This is a genomic window from Streptomyces tendae (assembly GCF_014650435.1).
GTDB lineage: Bacteria > Actinomycetota > Actinomycetes > Streptomycetales > Streptomycetaceae > Streptomyces > Streptomyces tendae.
Genome location: NZ_BMUY01000023.1, coordinates 17,600 through 32,978, shown reverse-complemented (window position 1 = coordinate 32,978; position 15,379 = coordinate 17,600). Strand labels below are relative to the sequence as shown.

Below are 15,379 nucleotides of genomic sequence, written 5' to 3'. Positions count from 1 at the left end.
GGCGGCGGGACCGCGGCTCAGGGGCGCAGTGCCTGAAGGGTCAGCCGGGCGTAGCGGCGCCACAGGGCGGAGTCCCGCTCGGCGAATGTCGCCAGCTGCAGGACCACGCCGCACAGCACCACGCGCAGATCCAGCACGGTGACGTCGGGACGGACGAGCGCGGCGGCCTTTGCCTCCTCCAGCAGCTCCGTGAGCCACTGCAGCAGCCCGACCGCGTCCGAGGACTCGGCCCCGGCCAGCGCCTCGGACAGCAACCGGTCCCGGGCGAGGCTCTCGAAGAGGCGCAGGGCGTACGTACCGAAGGCCTCCCGGGGTTCGACGCCGGTCACGGCGGACGCGAGGCGGCGGCGCAGTTCGGCCAGGCGATGCTGCACGGCTGCCTCCACGAGGTCCTCCTTGGAGGGGTAGCTGCGGTAGACCGTCGCCTTGCCGACTCCGGCCCGCGCGGCGATCTGGGGCACGGTGCCCTGCAGCCCGTGCTCCTGGAAGACCTCCAGCGCCGCCTCGAAGACCCTCTCGTGGTTGCGGCGTGCGTCCGCCCGGCGGGACGGTACCTCGGACCGGGCGGGCGGTGAGGGACGGACTGACACGAGAGGCGCCCCTTTCCTTGCTCGCTACCCAGGGCCGATTTAATCGGACTATACGGTCCGTTTACTTTCTCCGGCAAACGCCGGCCATGTCCCCGCATTTGACCGGACCCTGGGGTCCATTTATCCTTTCAGTTAAGTGGACCCTTAAGTCCGATTAATCTCCCGCAGTACCGAGGAGTGGAACATGTACCGCACGACACCGTCCGGCAGCAGCCCAGCCCCCCTGTCGGTGCTCGACCTGACCGTGGTCGGCGAGGGAACCGAGCCGGCGGTCGCGCTGCGCCAGACCACCGCACTGGCCCAAGCTGCGGAGCACTGGGGGTACCGGCGCTTCTGGGTCGCGGAACACCACAGCTTCCCCGCCTCGGGCAGCCCCGCCCCCGCCGTGCTCCTCGCCCACCTCGCCGGTGCCACCAGCACGATCCGGCTCGGTTCTGGCGGAGTGATGCTGACCAACCACGCACCGCTGGTCGTGGCCGAGCAGTTCGGCGTGCTGAACGCCCTCAATCCCGGGCGCATCGACCTCGGCGTCGGCCGCAACCCCGGTGGCCTGCCCGCCGTCGCCCAGGCGCTGCGCCGCGCCAGCGACGACACGCAGAGCGAGGACTTCCTGGCCCTGGTGGAGGAACTGCTGGGCTTCTGCCGCATGGGGTTCCCCGAGGACCACCCCTACCACCGCGACAACGTCCACGTGGTGCCGCAGGCCCCCGGGCTTCCCGTGTGGACGCTCGGATCCGGCACGACCGGTGCCGAGACGGCCGCGCGCCTGGGCCTGCCCTTCGCCGCCGCCTTCCACATCAACTCCTCCCAGGCCCTGCGGGCGATCGACCTGTACCGCAGCGCGTTCCGGCCCTCCGAGAACCTGTCGGAACCCCACGTCATGGTGTCCGTCAACGTCACCTGCGCCGCCACCGAGGCGGAGGCCCTGCGCCTGGCCCGGCCGGGCGCCCTGATGATGATGCACGCGCGGCAGGGCAGGCAGTCCGCCGTGCCGACCGCCGGCACCGCGGAGACGTACCCGTACACGACGGATCAGCGGCAGTTCGTCGACGGCTGGCTGGACGCCGTCGTCCACGGAACGCCGGACGCGGTCCGCACCGGCCTGACGGATCTGCAGAAGCGCACTGAAGCCGACGAGTTGATGCTGACCACGATGATCCACGACTTCGAGGCACGGGAGCGTTCGTACGCCCTCGTGGCCGAGGAGTTCGGTCTCGTCCCGCGCCGCGCCTGACACCTCCCGCACCACCAGCGACCCCGGGCCCGAGGCCCTCCGAAAGGAACATCACCATGACGAACGCCGCTCCCCGCGCGGCCGACGGCTCCGGCGACCGGGGGGACGCTCCCGCCACGGCTGTGGCAGCGGCACCGGCCGGGACGGGTTCCAGATGGCTGCTCGCCCTGATCCTGACCGGCCAGTTCATGGCCACCCTCGATGTCTCCATCGTGAACGTCGCCGCACGCACCATCCAGAGCGACCTGCATGCCTCGGGACCGGCCCTCCAGGTGATCGTCGCGGGCTACACCGTCGTCTACGCCGTGCTGCTGATCACCAGCGCCCGCCTGGGCAGCCGGTACGGCTACAGCCGACTCTTCATGCTCGGCACGGCCCTGTTCACCGTGGCCTCGCTCGCCTGCGGACTGGCCCCCGGCGCGGGATGGCTGACCGGTTTCCGGCTGCTCCAGGGGGCGGGAGCGGCGCTGTTGGTGCCGCAGGTCATGTCCCTCATCCAGCACTCGCTCACCGGCCCGTCCCGGGTCAGGGCGCTCGGGGTCTACACCGCGGTGCTCGCCGCGGGCGCCGTGGTGGGCCAGATCCTCGGCGGTGTGCTGGTGGGCGCCGATCTCTTCGGCAGCGGCTGGCGCGCGGTCTTCCTCGTCAACGTGCCGGTCGGCGCGGTCCTGCTGATCGCGGGCCGGAGCCTGCTGCCCACCGTCGAAGGGGTACGCGGCCGGAGGCCGGACATCCCCGGTCTGCTGCTGCTCGCCGCGGCGCTCGGCCTGTTCGTCATGCCGCTGGTGCTGGGCCACGAGACCGGCTGGCCCGCCTGGACCTGGGTCATGCTGGCCGCGTCGGTGGCCTCGTTCGCCGCGTTCGTGGTGTGCGAACGGCGGGTGACCGCCTCGGGCGGCGACCCGCTGATCGAGACACGTGTGCTGCGCTCCCCCGCGCTGGCACCGGCCGCCGTCTCCATCTGTCTTGTCCTGGTCGCCTTCTCGGGCAGCCTGTTCACCGCCGCGCTCCACCTCCAGGGCGCCCTGGGCTACAGCCCCGAGCACGCCGGAGTTCTCTTCCTGCCCCTGGTCGTCGGCTTCGGCCTGGGCGGCCTGTATTGGCGGCGGCTGCCGGCGCGCATACACGCCCTCCTGCCGGCGGCCGGGCTGCTGGTCTCCGCGGCAGGCTACGTCGCCCTCGGGCTGACGCAGAGCGACGGCGCGCAGGTCGGTTCGGCGGCGGAGACGGCCCTGGGCGTCGTCGGGCTCAGCTCCGGCGTCGCGTACGGGCCGCTGTTCGGCCTGGCCCTCAGCCGGGTCGCCCCCGCCGACGCCGCCGACGCCAGCGGCGTGATGAACACCGTCATCCAGCTCGGCCAGGTCCTGGGTGTCTCCGTAATCGGCACGCTCTTCCTCGGCCAGGTGCACCTCCCCGCCCCGGCGGCGGACTCCGGCCACGCGCTGAGCGTCACCGCCTACACCGTCGCCGCGGTGTCGGCTGCCGCGGCCCTCTTCGGGCACCTCGGCCGCAGGTCGGCGGCCCGGTAGGCCCGCGCCCCGCGCCGCCGCGCTATGGAGTCGACGGTTTCCGGCCGCTGATGACCGAGGTCAGACCGGCGAGGCAGTCGGCCACGACCTCGGGGACGACCTTGCAGTCGAGGACGAGGACCCCCTCGGCGCCCTCCGCCCGCCAGTCGCGGACCGCCGTGAGGTCGGCGACGGAGCGCACGGTGGCTGTGCGGGCGCCAAGAGCCCGGGCTGTGGCCGCGAAGTCGGTGTCGCCGAAGACCATGGTGTCGCGGTCGGCGCCCAGTTCGCCGTAGAGAACGACCTCCATGCCGTAGCCGCCGTCGTCGTAGATCACCACCAGCGCCGAGCGGCCGGCGCGCACGAGGGTCTCGAGCTCGGGCAGACCCATCAGCGCCCCGCCGTCGCCGAGCGCCACGACCGTGATGCGATCGCCCCGGCCCACGGCCGCGCCGACGGCGCCCGCGAAGCCGAGGCCGATGCTCTGGAAGGCGGCGCCGGTGAACACGTAGGCCGCCGGATCGGGGACCGTCCAGTACATGGCGGGCCAGCCGACGAAGTGGCCGCCGTCGGTGACCAGGGTGCGTTCCCGAGGCAGCAGTTCAGCCAGAGCGAGAGTGAGGGTACGGGGGTCGATCCGGTCGCCGGTGCCGACATCCTCGTAGGGCTCCCGGTCCCAGCCCAGGCAGGCGAGCCGGTCAGTGGCCTCGGTGCGCCAGCCGGAGCGGGGGAGGCCGCGTGCCTCGGCGCCGTCGAGGAGCGCCGCGGCCACCTCGGCGGCGTCGCCGCCGACCAGCAGGTCCACCCGGTCGGCGGTCGGAGTGGTCCTGGTGTCCACCTGCACCAGCGTGGCCTCGGGCCCGAGGAGTCGGCCGTCGGCCAGCGTCCACCGGTCCAGACTCGCTCCGAAGGCGAGGACCAGGTCGGCCCGCCCGATCAGTTCGGCGGCGCGCGGGGAGGCGAAACCGCCGCACACACCCAGCGACCAAGGGGAGCCGTTGAAGAGGCCAGCGGCCATGGCACTGGTCGTGTGGAGGGCCCCGAGCCGCTCGCCCAGGTCGGTGAGGGCCTTCGCCGCCCCCGCCCGCCAGGCGCCCAGCCCTCCGAGGATCAACGGCCTGCGGGCTGCGGCCAGGCGGTCCAGGACGGTCTCCACGACGGGCGGCGCCTGCCGTTCGGGCGGCCACCCGGAAAGCGGCGCGGTTGCCGGGCCGAGTGCCGCCCCGCCAACCGGTTCGGTGACGTGTGCGCTGATGAGGTCGGGCGGCAGGCACAGTGCCACCGGCCGCTGTTCGGTGCGCGCCCGCCGCAGGGCATCGAGGGTGTCGCTGCGCACGGTCGCGGGGTCGGTCAGCCGGATCGCGGGCACGCCGAGGGCGGACAGGAACGCGGCCTGGTCGATGTCGATCCGGCGCGGACCGGCCACGGGGGTGTCCCCGCACAGCAGCAGTATGCCGCTGCGGTGCTTGACGGCGTCGGTCAGGCCGGTGGCCGTGTTGGTCAGGCCAGGACCGCTGCCGGTGGTGCAGACCGCGACCTCGCCGGTGGTCCGGAAGTAGGCATCGGCCATGGTGACCGCTCCGCCCTCGTGGCGGGCGGACAGGTAGCGCACTCCGTGCGAGGTGAGCTGGGTGACGGCCAGGACGTTGCCGTTGGCCACCACCCCGAAGGCGTGCCCGACTCCATTGTCGGCGAGTGTCCGGCCGATGGCCTCCGCGAAGGTGGTCACCGGTGTCATCGGTGCCGCCCGGGCTGGGTATACGGCATGGGGTCGCAGGGGCGTTTCATGGGCACCTTCCCGTTGGCTGTGCCACGCGCACCGACGCGGTCGGGTGAGCGGACCGGTGAACCCCGACGGGTTACCTGCACAGGACACGTATCGGTGCGCGGGGAAGGTTCACGACGGAGAGGCAGCGACGCTCGTCTCGCGGGCGCGGACCTGCATGGCGAGGGCGGTGGCGGCGGCGACCACGGAGGCGATCGCGGCCGCGGTCCAGGCGTGATGAAAGGCCGTCAGCGCGCTGTCCCCGGTGTCGGGCGTGCCGAGCAGTGTCGCGGTGATGGCCACGCCGAGCACGGAACCGGTCTGGCGCGCCATCGTGGTGACGGCCGAGCCGGTGGCGAACCGAGCTGCCGGAAGGGCGGCCGCGGCGGCGCCGATCAGCGTGGGCAGGGCGAAGCCGACGCCCACACCAGTGATCAGCATGCCGGGGAAGAACCGGGCGAGGTAGTGCGGGTCGATGCCGAGCGCGGCGGTCCACCACCCGACGCCGACGGCGATCAGCAGGCAGCCGGTCATGGACGTCACGCCCGCGCCGAACCTGCGGATGACCGGCCCCGAGAGGACCGTGACGACCGGCACGACCAGCGGGCCGGGCGCGATCGCCAGGCCGGTGCGGATCGCCGAGTAGCCCCAGACCTGCTGGCACCACAGCACGGAGGTGAGGAGCACCGCGGCGAAGGCGACCGTGAAGAGCAGTGCGGACAGCGTGGCGACGCCGAAGGCACGTATGCGCAGCATGGGTATTTCGACGACCGGCACCGGATGGCGGGCCGAGCGCCACCAGAAGACGGCGCCCAGCAGGGCTGCCGCGGCCAGTGAACCGACGACGCCGGGTGAGGCCCAGCCCCAGTCGTCGGCCCGGACCAGGCCAAGCGCCAGCGTGCCGATCGTCAGAGTGAGCAGGGCGGCACCGGCCAGGTCCGGCAACGCGCCGTCGCGGTCCGGACTGTCGGCGGGCAGGAAGCGCGCCCCGGCGAGCAGCCCGATCGCGCCCACGGGAACGTTGACGAGGAAGGTCCAGCGCCAGTCGGCCTCCACCAGCACGCCGCCGACGACCGGGCCGAGGCCGGCCGCAATGCCGCCAACGGCCGCCCACCCGCGGATGGCGCGCGGGCGGCTTTGCGCCGGGGTGACGATCAGAAGCAGGGCGAGCGAGGTGGGCATGAGGGCCGCCGCTCCGGCGGCCTGGACGGCGCGGGCCGCGATCAGCCATCCAACCGAGGGCGAGGCGGCGCAGAGCACGGAGGCCGCGGTGAACAGGGCGAGCCCCAGCAGGAACGTGGGGCGGTGTCCGTAACGGTCGGCGAGGCGGCCGGCCACGACGAGCAGGGCGGCGAAGACGATCGCGTACGCGTTCAGCACCCAGGACAGCGAGGTGAGCGGGGCGTCGCCGAAGTCGGTGCCGATGGCGGGGACCGCCACATTGACGATAAACAGGTCCAGGTTCACGACGAAGACACCGGCCGCGACGATCCAGACGGTCGCACGGCCATTCATCGGTGAGTTTGATTTTCCAACTTCCATGTCGGGCGACGCTAGAGGTAACTCGTCCGGCCCCGCAACCAGCCCCCGGTGCCCCGTTGGTGAGGGTTCCCGCTGTCGCACCACGCACCAGCGGGAACCCTCATCAGCACAACGGGGGGCCCTATCCGAAAGGTTCACTGCCCGGTGCCCGGTGGTGGTAACTATGGTTCGCCCACTCACACGTTTCGGGAGCCCCGATGACAGTTCTCACGGATTCGGTCGAATCGATGCAGCAGCTCGCCGCGGTCTGGCGGGCCATGGTGCTGGACCGGGACGCCGACGCGGACGTGCGGGACCTGCCGGGCGTCGCCGTTCGCTGGGCGGACTGCCGGTTCGCCTTCTGGAACTGCGTCACCCTTACCGACGTCAGTGCGGGCGCGGAACTCGTCGGGCAACGTGTCCGCCGGGCGGCGGACATCATGCGCTCGAAGAAGCAGCCCGGTTTCCTCTGGGTTTTCGAGGGCCTCCTGGACGACGCGGCGCTCGCCGCGCTGACCGACGCGACGGAGCGGGCCGGCCTGGAACACGCCTTTCCCGGCACCGGCATGGCCGGCGACCTGCTCCCCGTCCCCGATCCGGCTCATCCCGACCTGACGTTCGTACGCGTGAGCACCGACGCACACCTGCGGGCGTACGCGGACCTCAACTCGCGTGCCTACGGCTTCGCCCTGGAGGACGGCCGCGACGGTCTCCTCGGCTCCTCGCTGTGGAAGGACCAGGTGCACGCCTACCTCGGCCTGCGGGACGGCGTCCCGGTGACGTGTGCGGCGACCGTGGAAGCAGAGGGCCGGCTGTTCGTGGTGCTCGTCGCCACCGATCCGCGGTGGGAGCGCCGCGGGTACGGCGAGGCGGTGACACGCAAGGCGCTGTACGAGGGGGCCCGCGCCACCGGCCTGACCCGTGCCACGCTGCACGCGACCGCCGCTGGGGCGCCCCTGTACCCCCGTATCGGTTTCAAGCCGAACTCACCGATGCGCTTCTACAGCCTGAAGGGCTGATCCCGGGCACTGATCCCCAGCGCCGATCTGATCCCCGGCGCCGATGCGCGGCGAGTGCGGCGTTCAGTCGGTGAGACGGTTGAGCACCACGGTGGCCAGTCTGAGGGCGGAGTGCAGTTCCATCACCTCGGCGACGGTGGGGCGCACGATGTCCGGCCAGTCTCCGCGCAGCCCCGGCCAGCGGGCCAGCAGGACCTCGGCGCCCGGCAGGCCCAAACGGGCCTCGACGTCCATAAGGCCCTCGCTGGCCGGTGCCCAGGAGAGCCGGATGCGGCCCGGCGGGATGCGGGCGGGCGCGGCGAAGGACGACCAGGCGACCTGGAACGTGCGCCCGGGGCCCTTGTCCACCGACGTCACGATGGCACCGCGCACACCTGCCGGCATGGGCGAGCGGGCGAAGCCGCTCAGGGCAACCGGGGTACGGGAGGGGGCGCGGCCCTGGACCAGGGTGAGCGCTGGCGTGCCGACCCGCGCTGTGCGGGGCCGGTGTCCGGGCAGGGACCGCACGGCCTGGAGCGGACGGTCGGCGTTCCCTCGCCCGTTGTTGTGAAGGGTCATCGTGCTCAACTCCGAACGGCACGGTACGGGCGGACGGCGTCACGTGACGCGGATACATCCTCCAGTGCGCGCGAAGTCCGACACATCCGTCATCTGACGGTACGGGACACCTCAGTGCGCCCTTGCGGGCGGGTGCGCCACCCTCACGCGGTGCCGCTGGTCCGCCACTCGGCCAGGAGCCGGGTGACCGCCTTCTCGGTGGGGGAGCCGCTACCCGCCGTGAAGACGAAGAGGGTCTGGTCCGGCTCGGACGGCAGCGACACCCCCACCACGTCGAACGTCAGCGCCCCCGCCGTGGGATGCCGGATCACCTTGCGCGCCGGCACGTCGACCGAGACCCGCTGCTTGCTCCAGAACTCCGCGAAGAGCGGACTTCGCACGGTCAGGTCCTCAACCAGCGCGCGCAGCCGCGCGTCGTCCGGATACCGGCCCACGTCGAGCCGAAGCATACCGATGACGTCACCGGCGACGGCCTCCCAGTCCTCGAACCGGTGCGAACTGCGGTCGAGGAAGAACCAGCGGACGACGTTGCGGTCCCCGGCCGGTTTCGCGTAGAAGTCCGTGATCACTGCGCGTGCGGCCTCGTTGAGGGCCAGGACGTCCGTGCCCCGACCATGCAGCACAGCGGGACTGTCGCCGACCGCCTCCATCAGCCTCAGCAGGCCGGGCCGCGCGGACCGGGCCGGCGCGGTGCCGCCGCTCCCCGGCGTGCGGTGGGCGAGGTTGAACAGATGGAGCCGCTCGGCCGCGTCCAGGTGGAGTGCCGTCGCGAGGGCTCTCAGGACGGCATCCGAGGGGGTAGCCTGACGGCCCTGCTCCAGACGGGCGTAGTAGTCAGCACTGACACCGGCGAGTTGGGCGATCTCCTCCCGCCGCAGGCCCGGTACTCTGCGCGCTCCCTTGGTCGGCAGGGGCGCCAGGCCCGGATCGCTGGCCAGTCGCCGGGATCGCAGGAACTCACCCAAGGGGGCATTCGATGCCATCCGGCCATTCCTCACTCATGCCTACATGCCATCGCAAGGGTAGCACTGACACACCTAGGAACAGCGGGGCGCGAGAAAGACACATGTGTGAGCATGTCAGGTGTTTCATGGGGTGGACGATCCCCAGGAAACGGCAGGCACCGGGACACCGGTGGTTCTCACTGCCCCGACGACTTGATGGGCACCATGGCTGCGTTCACTGTTGACCTCCCGGACGAACTCCTCCACTGCTTCTATACCGGTGGCCGCTGGATCCCCGGCACCTCCACCCGTCGCGTCACCCTCGTCTCCCCCGCCACGGAGGAGGAGATGTTGAGTCTGCCGCTGGCCAACGGCGTGGAAGTGGCCCGTGCCGTGGCAGCGGCCCGGGCCGCCTTCGACTCGGGGCCGTGGCCGCGTATGTCCGCCGCGGAGCGTGCCGGGTACCTGCAGCGCTTCGCCGACGAGATACGTGCGCGGCTCGGGCTGCTCGCCCGGCTGTGGACGGCTCAGGTGGGAGCTCCGCTCCGTTTTGCCGAGGGGCTCATCCACGCCGGTGAGAGCCGTTTCGACCACTTCGCGCAGCTCCTCGACGACTACGCGTTCAGTGAGCGGCGGTCCACCGCGCGCGGCCACGCCCGCATCGTGCGGGAGCCCGTGGGAGTGGCCGCCCTCATCGCGCCCTGGAACGCCACGTTCAACATCTTCGCTCACAAGATCCCCGCGGCGCTGGCAGCCGGCTGCACCGTGGTGCTCAAGTCGCCGGTGGAGAGCCCGCTGGATGCGCTGGTGATCGCGCAGGCCGCCGATGCGGCCGGTCTGCCGCCAGGCGTACTCAACGTGATCACGGCCGACACGCGGGAGTCCGCCCAGCTAGTGGAGTCGCAGGCGGTGGATAAGATCAGTTTCACCGGGAGTGTGCCCACGGGCCGGCGGATCGCCGAGGCCGCCGCCCGGCGGATGGCCCGTACGACGCTCGAACTTGGCGGCAAGTCGGCCGCGATCCTCCTGGACGACGTCGACCTGTCGACAGCACTGCCCGCGCTCACGCCGTTCACCATGCCGTTCTCCGGTCAGATCTGCTTCTCCCAGACGCGCATCCTCGCTCCCCTCGGCCGCCTGACGGAGGTGGCGGAGGCCTACACCTCCTCCGTACGGGCTCTCAGGGTGGGCGACCCCTGGGACCCGGCGACCGACCTGGGACCGGTGCTCAACGCCCGCCAGTACCAACGGGTGCTCGGGTACGTCGAGGCGGGCCGCCGGGAGGGGGCCCGGCTGCTCACCGGCGGAGGACGCAGCGCCGGATTCGACCGGGGGCACTACCTCGACCCCACCGTGTTCACCGACGTCACACCGGAGATGACTATCGCCCGCGAGGAGATCTTCGGCCCGGTGGTGACGGTGCAGGGCTACCAGGACGTCGACGAGGCGGTCCGACTCGCCAACGACACGGACTTCGGGCTCAGCGGCAGTGTCTTCGGCGCGGACGCCGAGCGCGCCTTCGAGGTGGCGCTGCGGGTGAACACCGGCCACCTCGCCGTCAACGGCTTCGAGATCTCGCCCAACGTCCCGTTCGGCGGGCGGAAGTTGTCGGGCCTCGGCCGCGAGGGAGGACCCGAGGGCCTGGAGAGCTTCCTCGAGACCAAGGCGGTCTTCATGCCGACGGCCCCCTAGCCGACGCGGTCGGCCCGCACGCCGTCCGTCTTCTGTTCACCGAAGCCGTCGACCCCGCCGAAAGCGGGAGCCACACGTACCGATGGATGCAGCTGATGCCTCACCCGCTCGACCTTCCCGTACGGGCCTCCCTCACCGCGGGACACGTCCGCTTCGCGCGTCAACGGGGCCGCGTCCTGCGTTACGCACCCGGTCTCGCCCCCTTCGCCGCGCTGCCGGACCGGCCGGAACCGGAGGACTGGGCGGACGCCGCGATGCTGGCCGGGCCGGGGGGTCTGCTGCACCTGGTGGGCCAGGATCCGGAGCTGCCGGCGGGCTGGCTGACGGTGTCCCACGTGCGCGGCGTCCAGCTCGTGCTGCGGCGCCCGGTCACGGCGTACGACAAGGAGGTCCGTGAACTGTCGCCCGTGGACATCCCGGAAATGGCCGCTCTGGTCCGGGCAACCCGTCCGGGCCCCTTCCAGCCCGGCAGCCACCGCTGCACCGCGTACTTCGGGATGCGCAGGTACGGGACGCTGATCGCCATGGGCGGTCTGCGGATGCGTCCGGCGGGTCACACCGAGATCAGCACCGTCTGTACACTGCCCGAGTACCGGCGGCGGGGCCTGGCCCGGCGTCTGGTCGGACACCTCTCCTCCGTGGCAGCGGACCAGGGGACCACACCCTTCCTGCACGCCGAAGCCGGCCGGGAGGTGGTCCCCCGGCTGTACGGGTCGTTGGGCTACGAACCGCGCCGCGACCTCTCCCTGCGGGAGATAGCGGCCCCGGTGGGCGGAGCACGGCTCCCCGCCGCCGGGAACGGGTACGTCCCGCCGGTGCCCAGGCAGCGCGGGCCGTCCGACTGAGCGGCGCCCGGGCCCTCAGCCCCCGTCCGGTGCGCTGGGCCGGGTGTCCGCCATGCGGTTGAGCCAGTCCAGCAGCAGGAGCCGCTCGGCGGGCCTGAGGGCGGGGGTCTCCTCCCGGCTCATGACCGCGCGCAACGCCATCGCCGCACCGGCCGTGTCCCGGCCCGCGCCGGGCGCCGGTCCGTCGGGCGGGGGTGTGGTGACGGCAGCGACGACCAGGTCGCGGGTCACGTCCGCGGCGGCGGGGTCCCGCAGCTCCGCCGGGGTGCTGATCAAGGTGAGGATGGTACCCATGCCCGCCGCGTGCACGACGGCCGCGGCCCGCTCGACACTCATGCGCAGTCGGCCGGCCGCGGCGACCCGGGTGATCATGCCCTGCAACTCGGTGACGGCCTCCCGACCGGCCCGGGAGAGGTGGCCGGGGCGGGGCAGACCGTACACCAGGGTGTAGTACGCCGGCTGTTCGAGACCGAACCGGACGTGCAGGTCCCAGGCGTCGCGCAGGTCCCGCACCGGATCCTCGCTGCGAGGCAGACGGCTCTTGGCCCGCAGATAGGTCTCGAAGCCGTACTCCCCCACCGCTTCGAGGAGACCGTCCTTGTCGCCGAAGACGCGGAAGATCGTCGGCGGCGGCACACCGGCCCGCGCCGCGACGGCGCGCGTCGACATCGCGTCGAGGCCGTTCTCCTCCAGTAGTCCGGCGGCGGCGACGACGATTCTGTGCCGCAGCGTCGTCGGGCCCTCCTCCGGTTCCGCGTCGGTGTCCGCGTCCGTGTCCGTACGAGCAGCCATGTTCCGACGGTACCAAAGAGAGCGGACCACTGGTTCACAGGACGGCGGTGGTACGTCGCCTCAGCGATCCTGGTCCTCGGATGTCTTGCCCAGGGCATCGCGCAGCGCGGCGCGCGTGGTGATGCCAAGCTTCGGGAACACGCGGTACAGATGTGAGCTGACCGTGCGCGGTGACAGGTGCATCCGTTCGCCGATCTCCTTGTTGGTCAGACCGCCGGCGGCGAGATCGGCGATCCGGCGTTCCTGCCAGGTCAGCGACGCCAGGTGTGCCGACGTGGCACGCGCGGAGACACCCGAGGCCCGCAGTTCCGCCTGGGCCCGTTCGGTCCAGCCGGCGGCACCGAGCCGTTCGAAGCAGTCGACGGCACGGCTCAGCAGCTGCCGTGCCGCCTTGGGACCGTGGGTGTGCCTCAGCCGGATGCCGTGGGCGAGGCGGATGCGGGCCAGCTCGAAGGGGAAGGTCGCGCCGCCGGGATGGGTCTCGGCCCGCGCGAACATCTCGGCGGCCTCCTTCTCGTCGGTCGCCGTCATCGACAGCGCACCGTAGGTGATCAGGGCCAGCCGGGGCGAGATGTCGGGCAGCCCCGCCTCCCGCGCGGCCAGAGCGTGCCGTCTGGCCTGCTCGGAGCGCCCGGTGTGGACTGCCGCCTCGACGAGGTCGAGCAGGGTGCGCGAGGCCTGGTGGGTGCTGGGAGTGAACGCCCCGGGGGGAGTGATGCCGATCGCGTAAAGATAGGCGGCCTCGTAGTCGCCTTCGCTCAGCGCCGCCGCCGTGCCCACCGCGTCCGCGATCTGGGTCAGGAACCCCACTCCGCGCGGGCGGGCCCACGCGTCGACAGCGGCCTGTAGCTCCCGGGCCCGGTCCAACTGGCCGCGCATCGCCGCGAGCAGGGCCAGGTAGGCGCGGCTGTGGTGGGCGAACAGGACGTGGCCGTGTGAGGAGGTCAGCTCCAGCACGCGCCGGCCCGTGCGTTCCGCCTCGTCCCATTCCCCGACCGCCATCTGATCGAGCATGATCAGGTGCAGCATCGTCATGCCGTTGGCCACGGCCCCCGTCGCCACCTCGCGGTCGACGGTGCGCTGCAGGAAATGACGGTAGTGGCTGAGCGTGTCGACGTGGTAGGCGGCGACGGCCAGGCGGGTCACGTCCCACGGTTCCAGGGCCGGGAGTTCGGCGAAGGCGTCCTCCACCCGGCGGTGCAGTCCGGTCCCGCGGCGCACGACGTCGCTCCACGCGTCCTGGTAGATCAGCGACCTCGGCGTGATCAGGTCGCCCATCGAACCGAGCAGTTCGTGCGTCCGCTTCCACCCCGCGTCGTCGCTCGCGTACTGGTTGATGGCGAGCAGGAGGTTCACCAGCCGGCCGAGGCCCTCCGACGCCTCCCCGGCCTCGTCGCGCAGCGTCTCGATGGCCGCCAGGACCTGCCGCGGCGCAGAGCGCACGTCGCCGTCCTCGTACAGCGCGACGTAGGCCGAGGTGAGCACCGAGGCCGGTGAGTCGCCCCGGCCCGGTGCAACGTCGGCGTGGACGAGCTGGCGGGCCTGGTCCAGCAGGGCGGCGTGCCCGGCAACGAACGCCGCGTCGCCCAGCCGTCGGGAGCGGTCCTCGTGGCCCTCGCTCAGTTCCGCGGCCCGGGTCAGCCAGCCCACGGCCGCCGTCGCGCCCCCGCGCCGGGTCGCGGAGTCCGCCGCCCGCTCCAGGGCGACGGCGACCTGTTCGTCGGGGTCGATCGTCGAGGCGGCCAGATGGGTGGCGTGCCGCTCCACGTCCTCGCGGTGCACACGTGCCAGGGCCGCGTGCGCCGCGCGCCGCTGGTTGGGGGTCGCCATCTGGACGACGGTGGAACGGATCAGGGGGTGCCGGAAGACGAAGTCGCCGCTGACCGGGTCAATGTCCAGCAGCCCGGCCGCCACGGCCTCGTCGGCGTCCCGCATGCGATAGCGCGAACCGCCGGTGCCGGCGGTTCCCGGCCCCGCGCCGACGCCGTCCAGGGCGCCCCGCAGGAGTTCCCCGCGCACCGCGTCGCCGAGGAGCTCGATGCGGGTGCCGTACACGCGCTGGAGCCGGAGGGGCAGCGGCACGCCGTGGTGGCCGGACAACCCCTCGGCGCTGTGTCCGAGATGACCGACGCTCAGGTAGGGCGGCAGCTCCAGAAGCGCGAGGGGATTGCCCTGGGCCTCGTCCAGCACCATCTGGCGGATCTGCCCGTCCAGTTGGGGATAGTGCAGGTCCAGCACATGTGCCGCAGCCTCCTCCGGTAGCGCCGTCACCGGCAGCTCGGGCAGCCCGGCCGTGTCGAACCGCGAAGGAACCTCGGAGCGCAGCCCAACCACGAGCTTCATGGAGCTGCCGGTGAGCCGGCGCCCCACAAACCCGCACACCTCGGCGCTGGCCGCGTCCAGCCACTGGCCGTCGTCGAGGACGAGCAGGAGCGGCTTGTGCGATGCCACCAAGGACAGCAGGTCCAGCACGGCGATGCCGAGGGCCATGACCGACGGAGGCCGTCCCTCGTGGTGTCCGAACACGGCGTCGAAGGCGGCACGGTGACCGGCGTCCAGACCCTCGATGTAGGGGAACAGGGGATACAGGAACTGGTGCAGACCGGCGAGCGGAAGATCGGACTCCGCCTCGACGCCGACGGCCTTGATCACCCAGTGCTCCTCCTGCGCCAGGTCCGAGACATGGTCCAGCAACGCGCTCTTGCCCACCCCCGTCTCGCCCCGCAGGACCAGCGCACGTCCCCCGGCTGCCGCCACGAACGCGGACAGCACCCTTTGCTCCCCGTCCCGGCCGACCATTGTCCTGACGAGCGACTCCACGGTCCCCCACTCCTTTCACCGCTGGCCCGGCCGGCCCTCAGCTTCACACCTGCGCATGCGGACCTTGCCCGGTCCCGAGGCGTTGGTACAT

12 protein-coding genes are annotated in these 15,379 nt (G+C 72.1%); 5 read left to right on the top strand and 7 right to left on the bottom strand.

Annotated features, from left to right (window positions below):
* Window positions 1-17: 17 nt before the first annotated feature.
* Window positions 18-590, bottom strand: coding sequence for a TetR/AcrR family transcriptional regulator (locus tag IE258_RS38005; protein ID WP_189750353.1), 573 nt, complete (start codon window positions 588-590; stop codon window positions 18-20).
* A 184-nt stretch (window positions 591-774) separates the two neighbouring features.
* Here IE258_RS38005 and IE258_RS38000 point away from each other — a divergent pair, with 184 nt between their 5' ends.
* Both IE258_RS38000 and IE258_RS37995 read left to right on the top strand, forming a co-directional pair.
* Complete coding sequence (locus IE258_RS38000; protein ID WP_189750352.1) at window positions 775-1,824, top strand: LLM class flavin-dependent oxidoreductase; 1,050 nt, start codon at window positions 775-777, stop codon at window positions 1,822-1,824.
* 56 nt (window positions 1,825-1,880) lie between these two features.
* Entirely contained in the window at window positions 1,881-3,353 is a 1,473-nt protein-coding gene (locus tag IE258_RS37995) for an MFS transporter (protein WP_189750351.1), read from the top strand.
* 22 nt (window positions 3,354-3,375) lie between these two features.
* Here the strand turns inward: IE258_RS37995 and IE258_RS37990 are convergent, their stop codons facing one another.
* Both IE258_RS37990 and IE258_RS37985 read right to left on the bottom strand, forming a co-directional pair.
* Complete coding sequence (locus IE258_RS37990) at window positions 3,376-5,070, bottom strand: thiamine pyrophosphate-binding protein (protein WP_229892691.1); 1,695 nt, start codon at window positions 5,068-5,070, stop codon at window positions 3,376-3,378.
* A 159-nt stretch (window positions 5,071-5,229) separates the two neighbouring features.
* On the bottom strand, window positions 5,230-6,612 hold the full coding sequence (locus IE258_RS37985; protein ID WP_229892690.1) for an MFS transporter: 1,383 nt from the start codon (window positions 6,610-6,612) through the stop codon (window positions 5,230-5,232).
* 224 nt (window positions 6,613-6,836) lie between these two features.
* Between IE258_RS37985 and IE258_RS37980 the strand changes: the two genes are divergently transcribed.
* Window positions 6,837-7,637 (top strand): GNAT family N-acetyltransferase, encoded by an 801-nt coding sequence (locus IE258_RS37980; RefSeq protein ID WP_189750348.1) that lies wholly within the window; start codon window positions 6,837-6,839, stop codon window positions 7,635-7,637.
* A 63-nt stretch (window positions 7,638-7,700) separates the two neighbouring features.
* On the opposite strand, the gene IE258_RS41515 is transcribed toward IE258_RS37980, so the two are convergent.
* Both IE258_RS41515 and IE258_RS37970 read right to left on the bottom strand, forming a co-directional pair.
* Window positions 7,701-8,195 carry a hypothetical protein gene (locus tag IE258_RS41515; RefSeq protein ID WP_229892689.1) on the bottom strand — a complete coding sequence of 165 codons (495 nt, stop codon included), beginning with the start codon at window positions 8,193-8,195 and terminating at the stop codon, window positions 7,701-7,703.
* 143 nt (window positions 8,196-8,338) lie between these two features.
* Window positions 8,339-9,178 (bottom strand): helix-turn-helix transcriptional regulator, encoded by an 840-nt coding sequence (locus tag IE258_RS37970; RefSeq protein ID WP_189750347.1) that lies wholly within the window; start codon window positions 9,176-9,178, stop codon window positions 8,339-8,341.
* Between the two features lie 186 nt (window positions 9,179-9,364).
* Between IE258_RS37970 and IE258_RS37965 the strand changes: the two genes are divergently transcribed.
* Together IE258_RS37965 and IE258_RS37960 are read left to right on the top strand one after the other, a co-directional pair.
* Window positions 9,365-10,831, top strand: coding sequence for an aldehyde dehydrogenase family protein (locus IE258_RS37965; protein WP_189750346.1), 1,467 nt, complete (start codon window positions 9,365-9,367; stop codon window positions 10,829-10,831).
* Between the two features lie 95 nt (window positions 10,832-10,926).
* A complete protein-coding gene (locus tag IE258_RS37960; RefSeq protein ID WP_189750345.1) occupies window positions 10,927-11,676 on the top strand; it encodes a GNAT family N-acetyltransferase in 750 nt (249 codons plus the stop codon).
* 15 nt (window positions 11,677-11,691) lie between these two features.
* Here the strand turns inward: IE258_RS37960 and IE258_RS37955 are convergent, their stop codons facing one another.
* Together IE258_RS37955 and IE258_RS37950 are read right to left on the bottom strand one after the other, a co-directional pair.
* Window positions 11,692-12,468, bottom strand: coding sequence for a TetR/AcrR family transcriptional regulator (locus tag IE258_RS37955; RefSeq protein ID WP_189750344.1), 777 nt, complete (start codon window positions 12,466-12,468; stop codon window positions 11,692-11,694).
* Between the two features lie 60 nt (window positions 12,469-12,528).
* A complete protein-coding gene (locus IE258_RS37950; protein ID WP_189750395.1) occupies window positions 12,529-15,267 on the bottom strand; it encodes a helix-turn-helix transcriptional regulator in 2,739 nt (912 codons plus the stop codon).
* Between the last annotated feature and the right edge of the window lie 112 nt (window positions 15,268-15,379).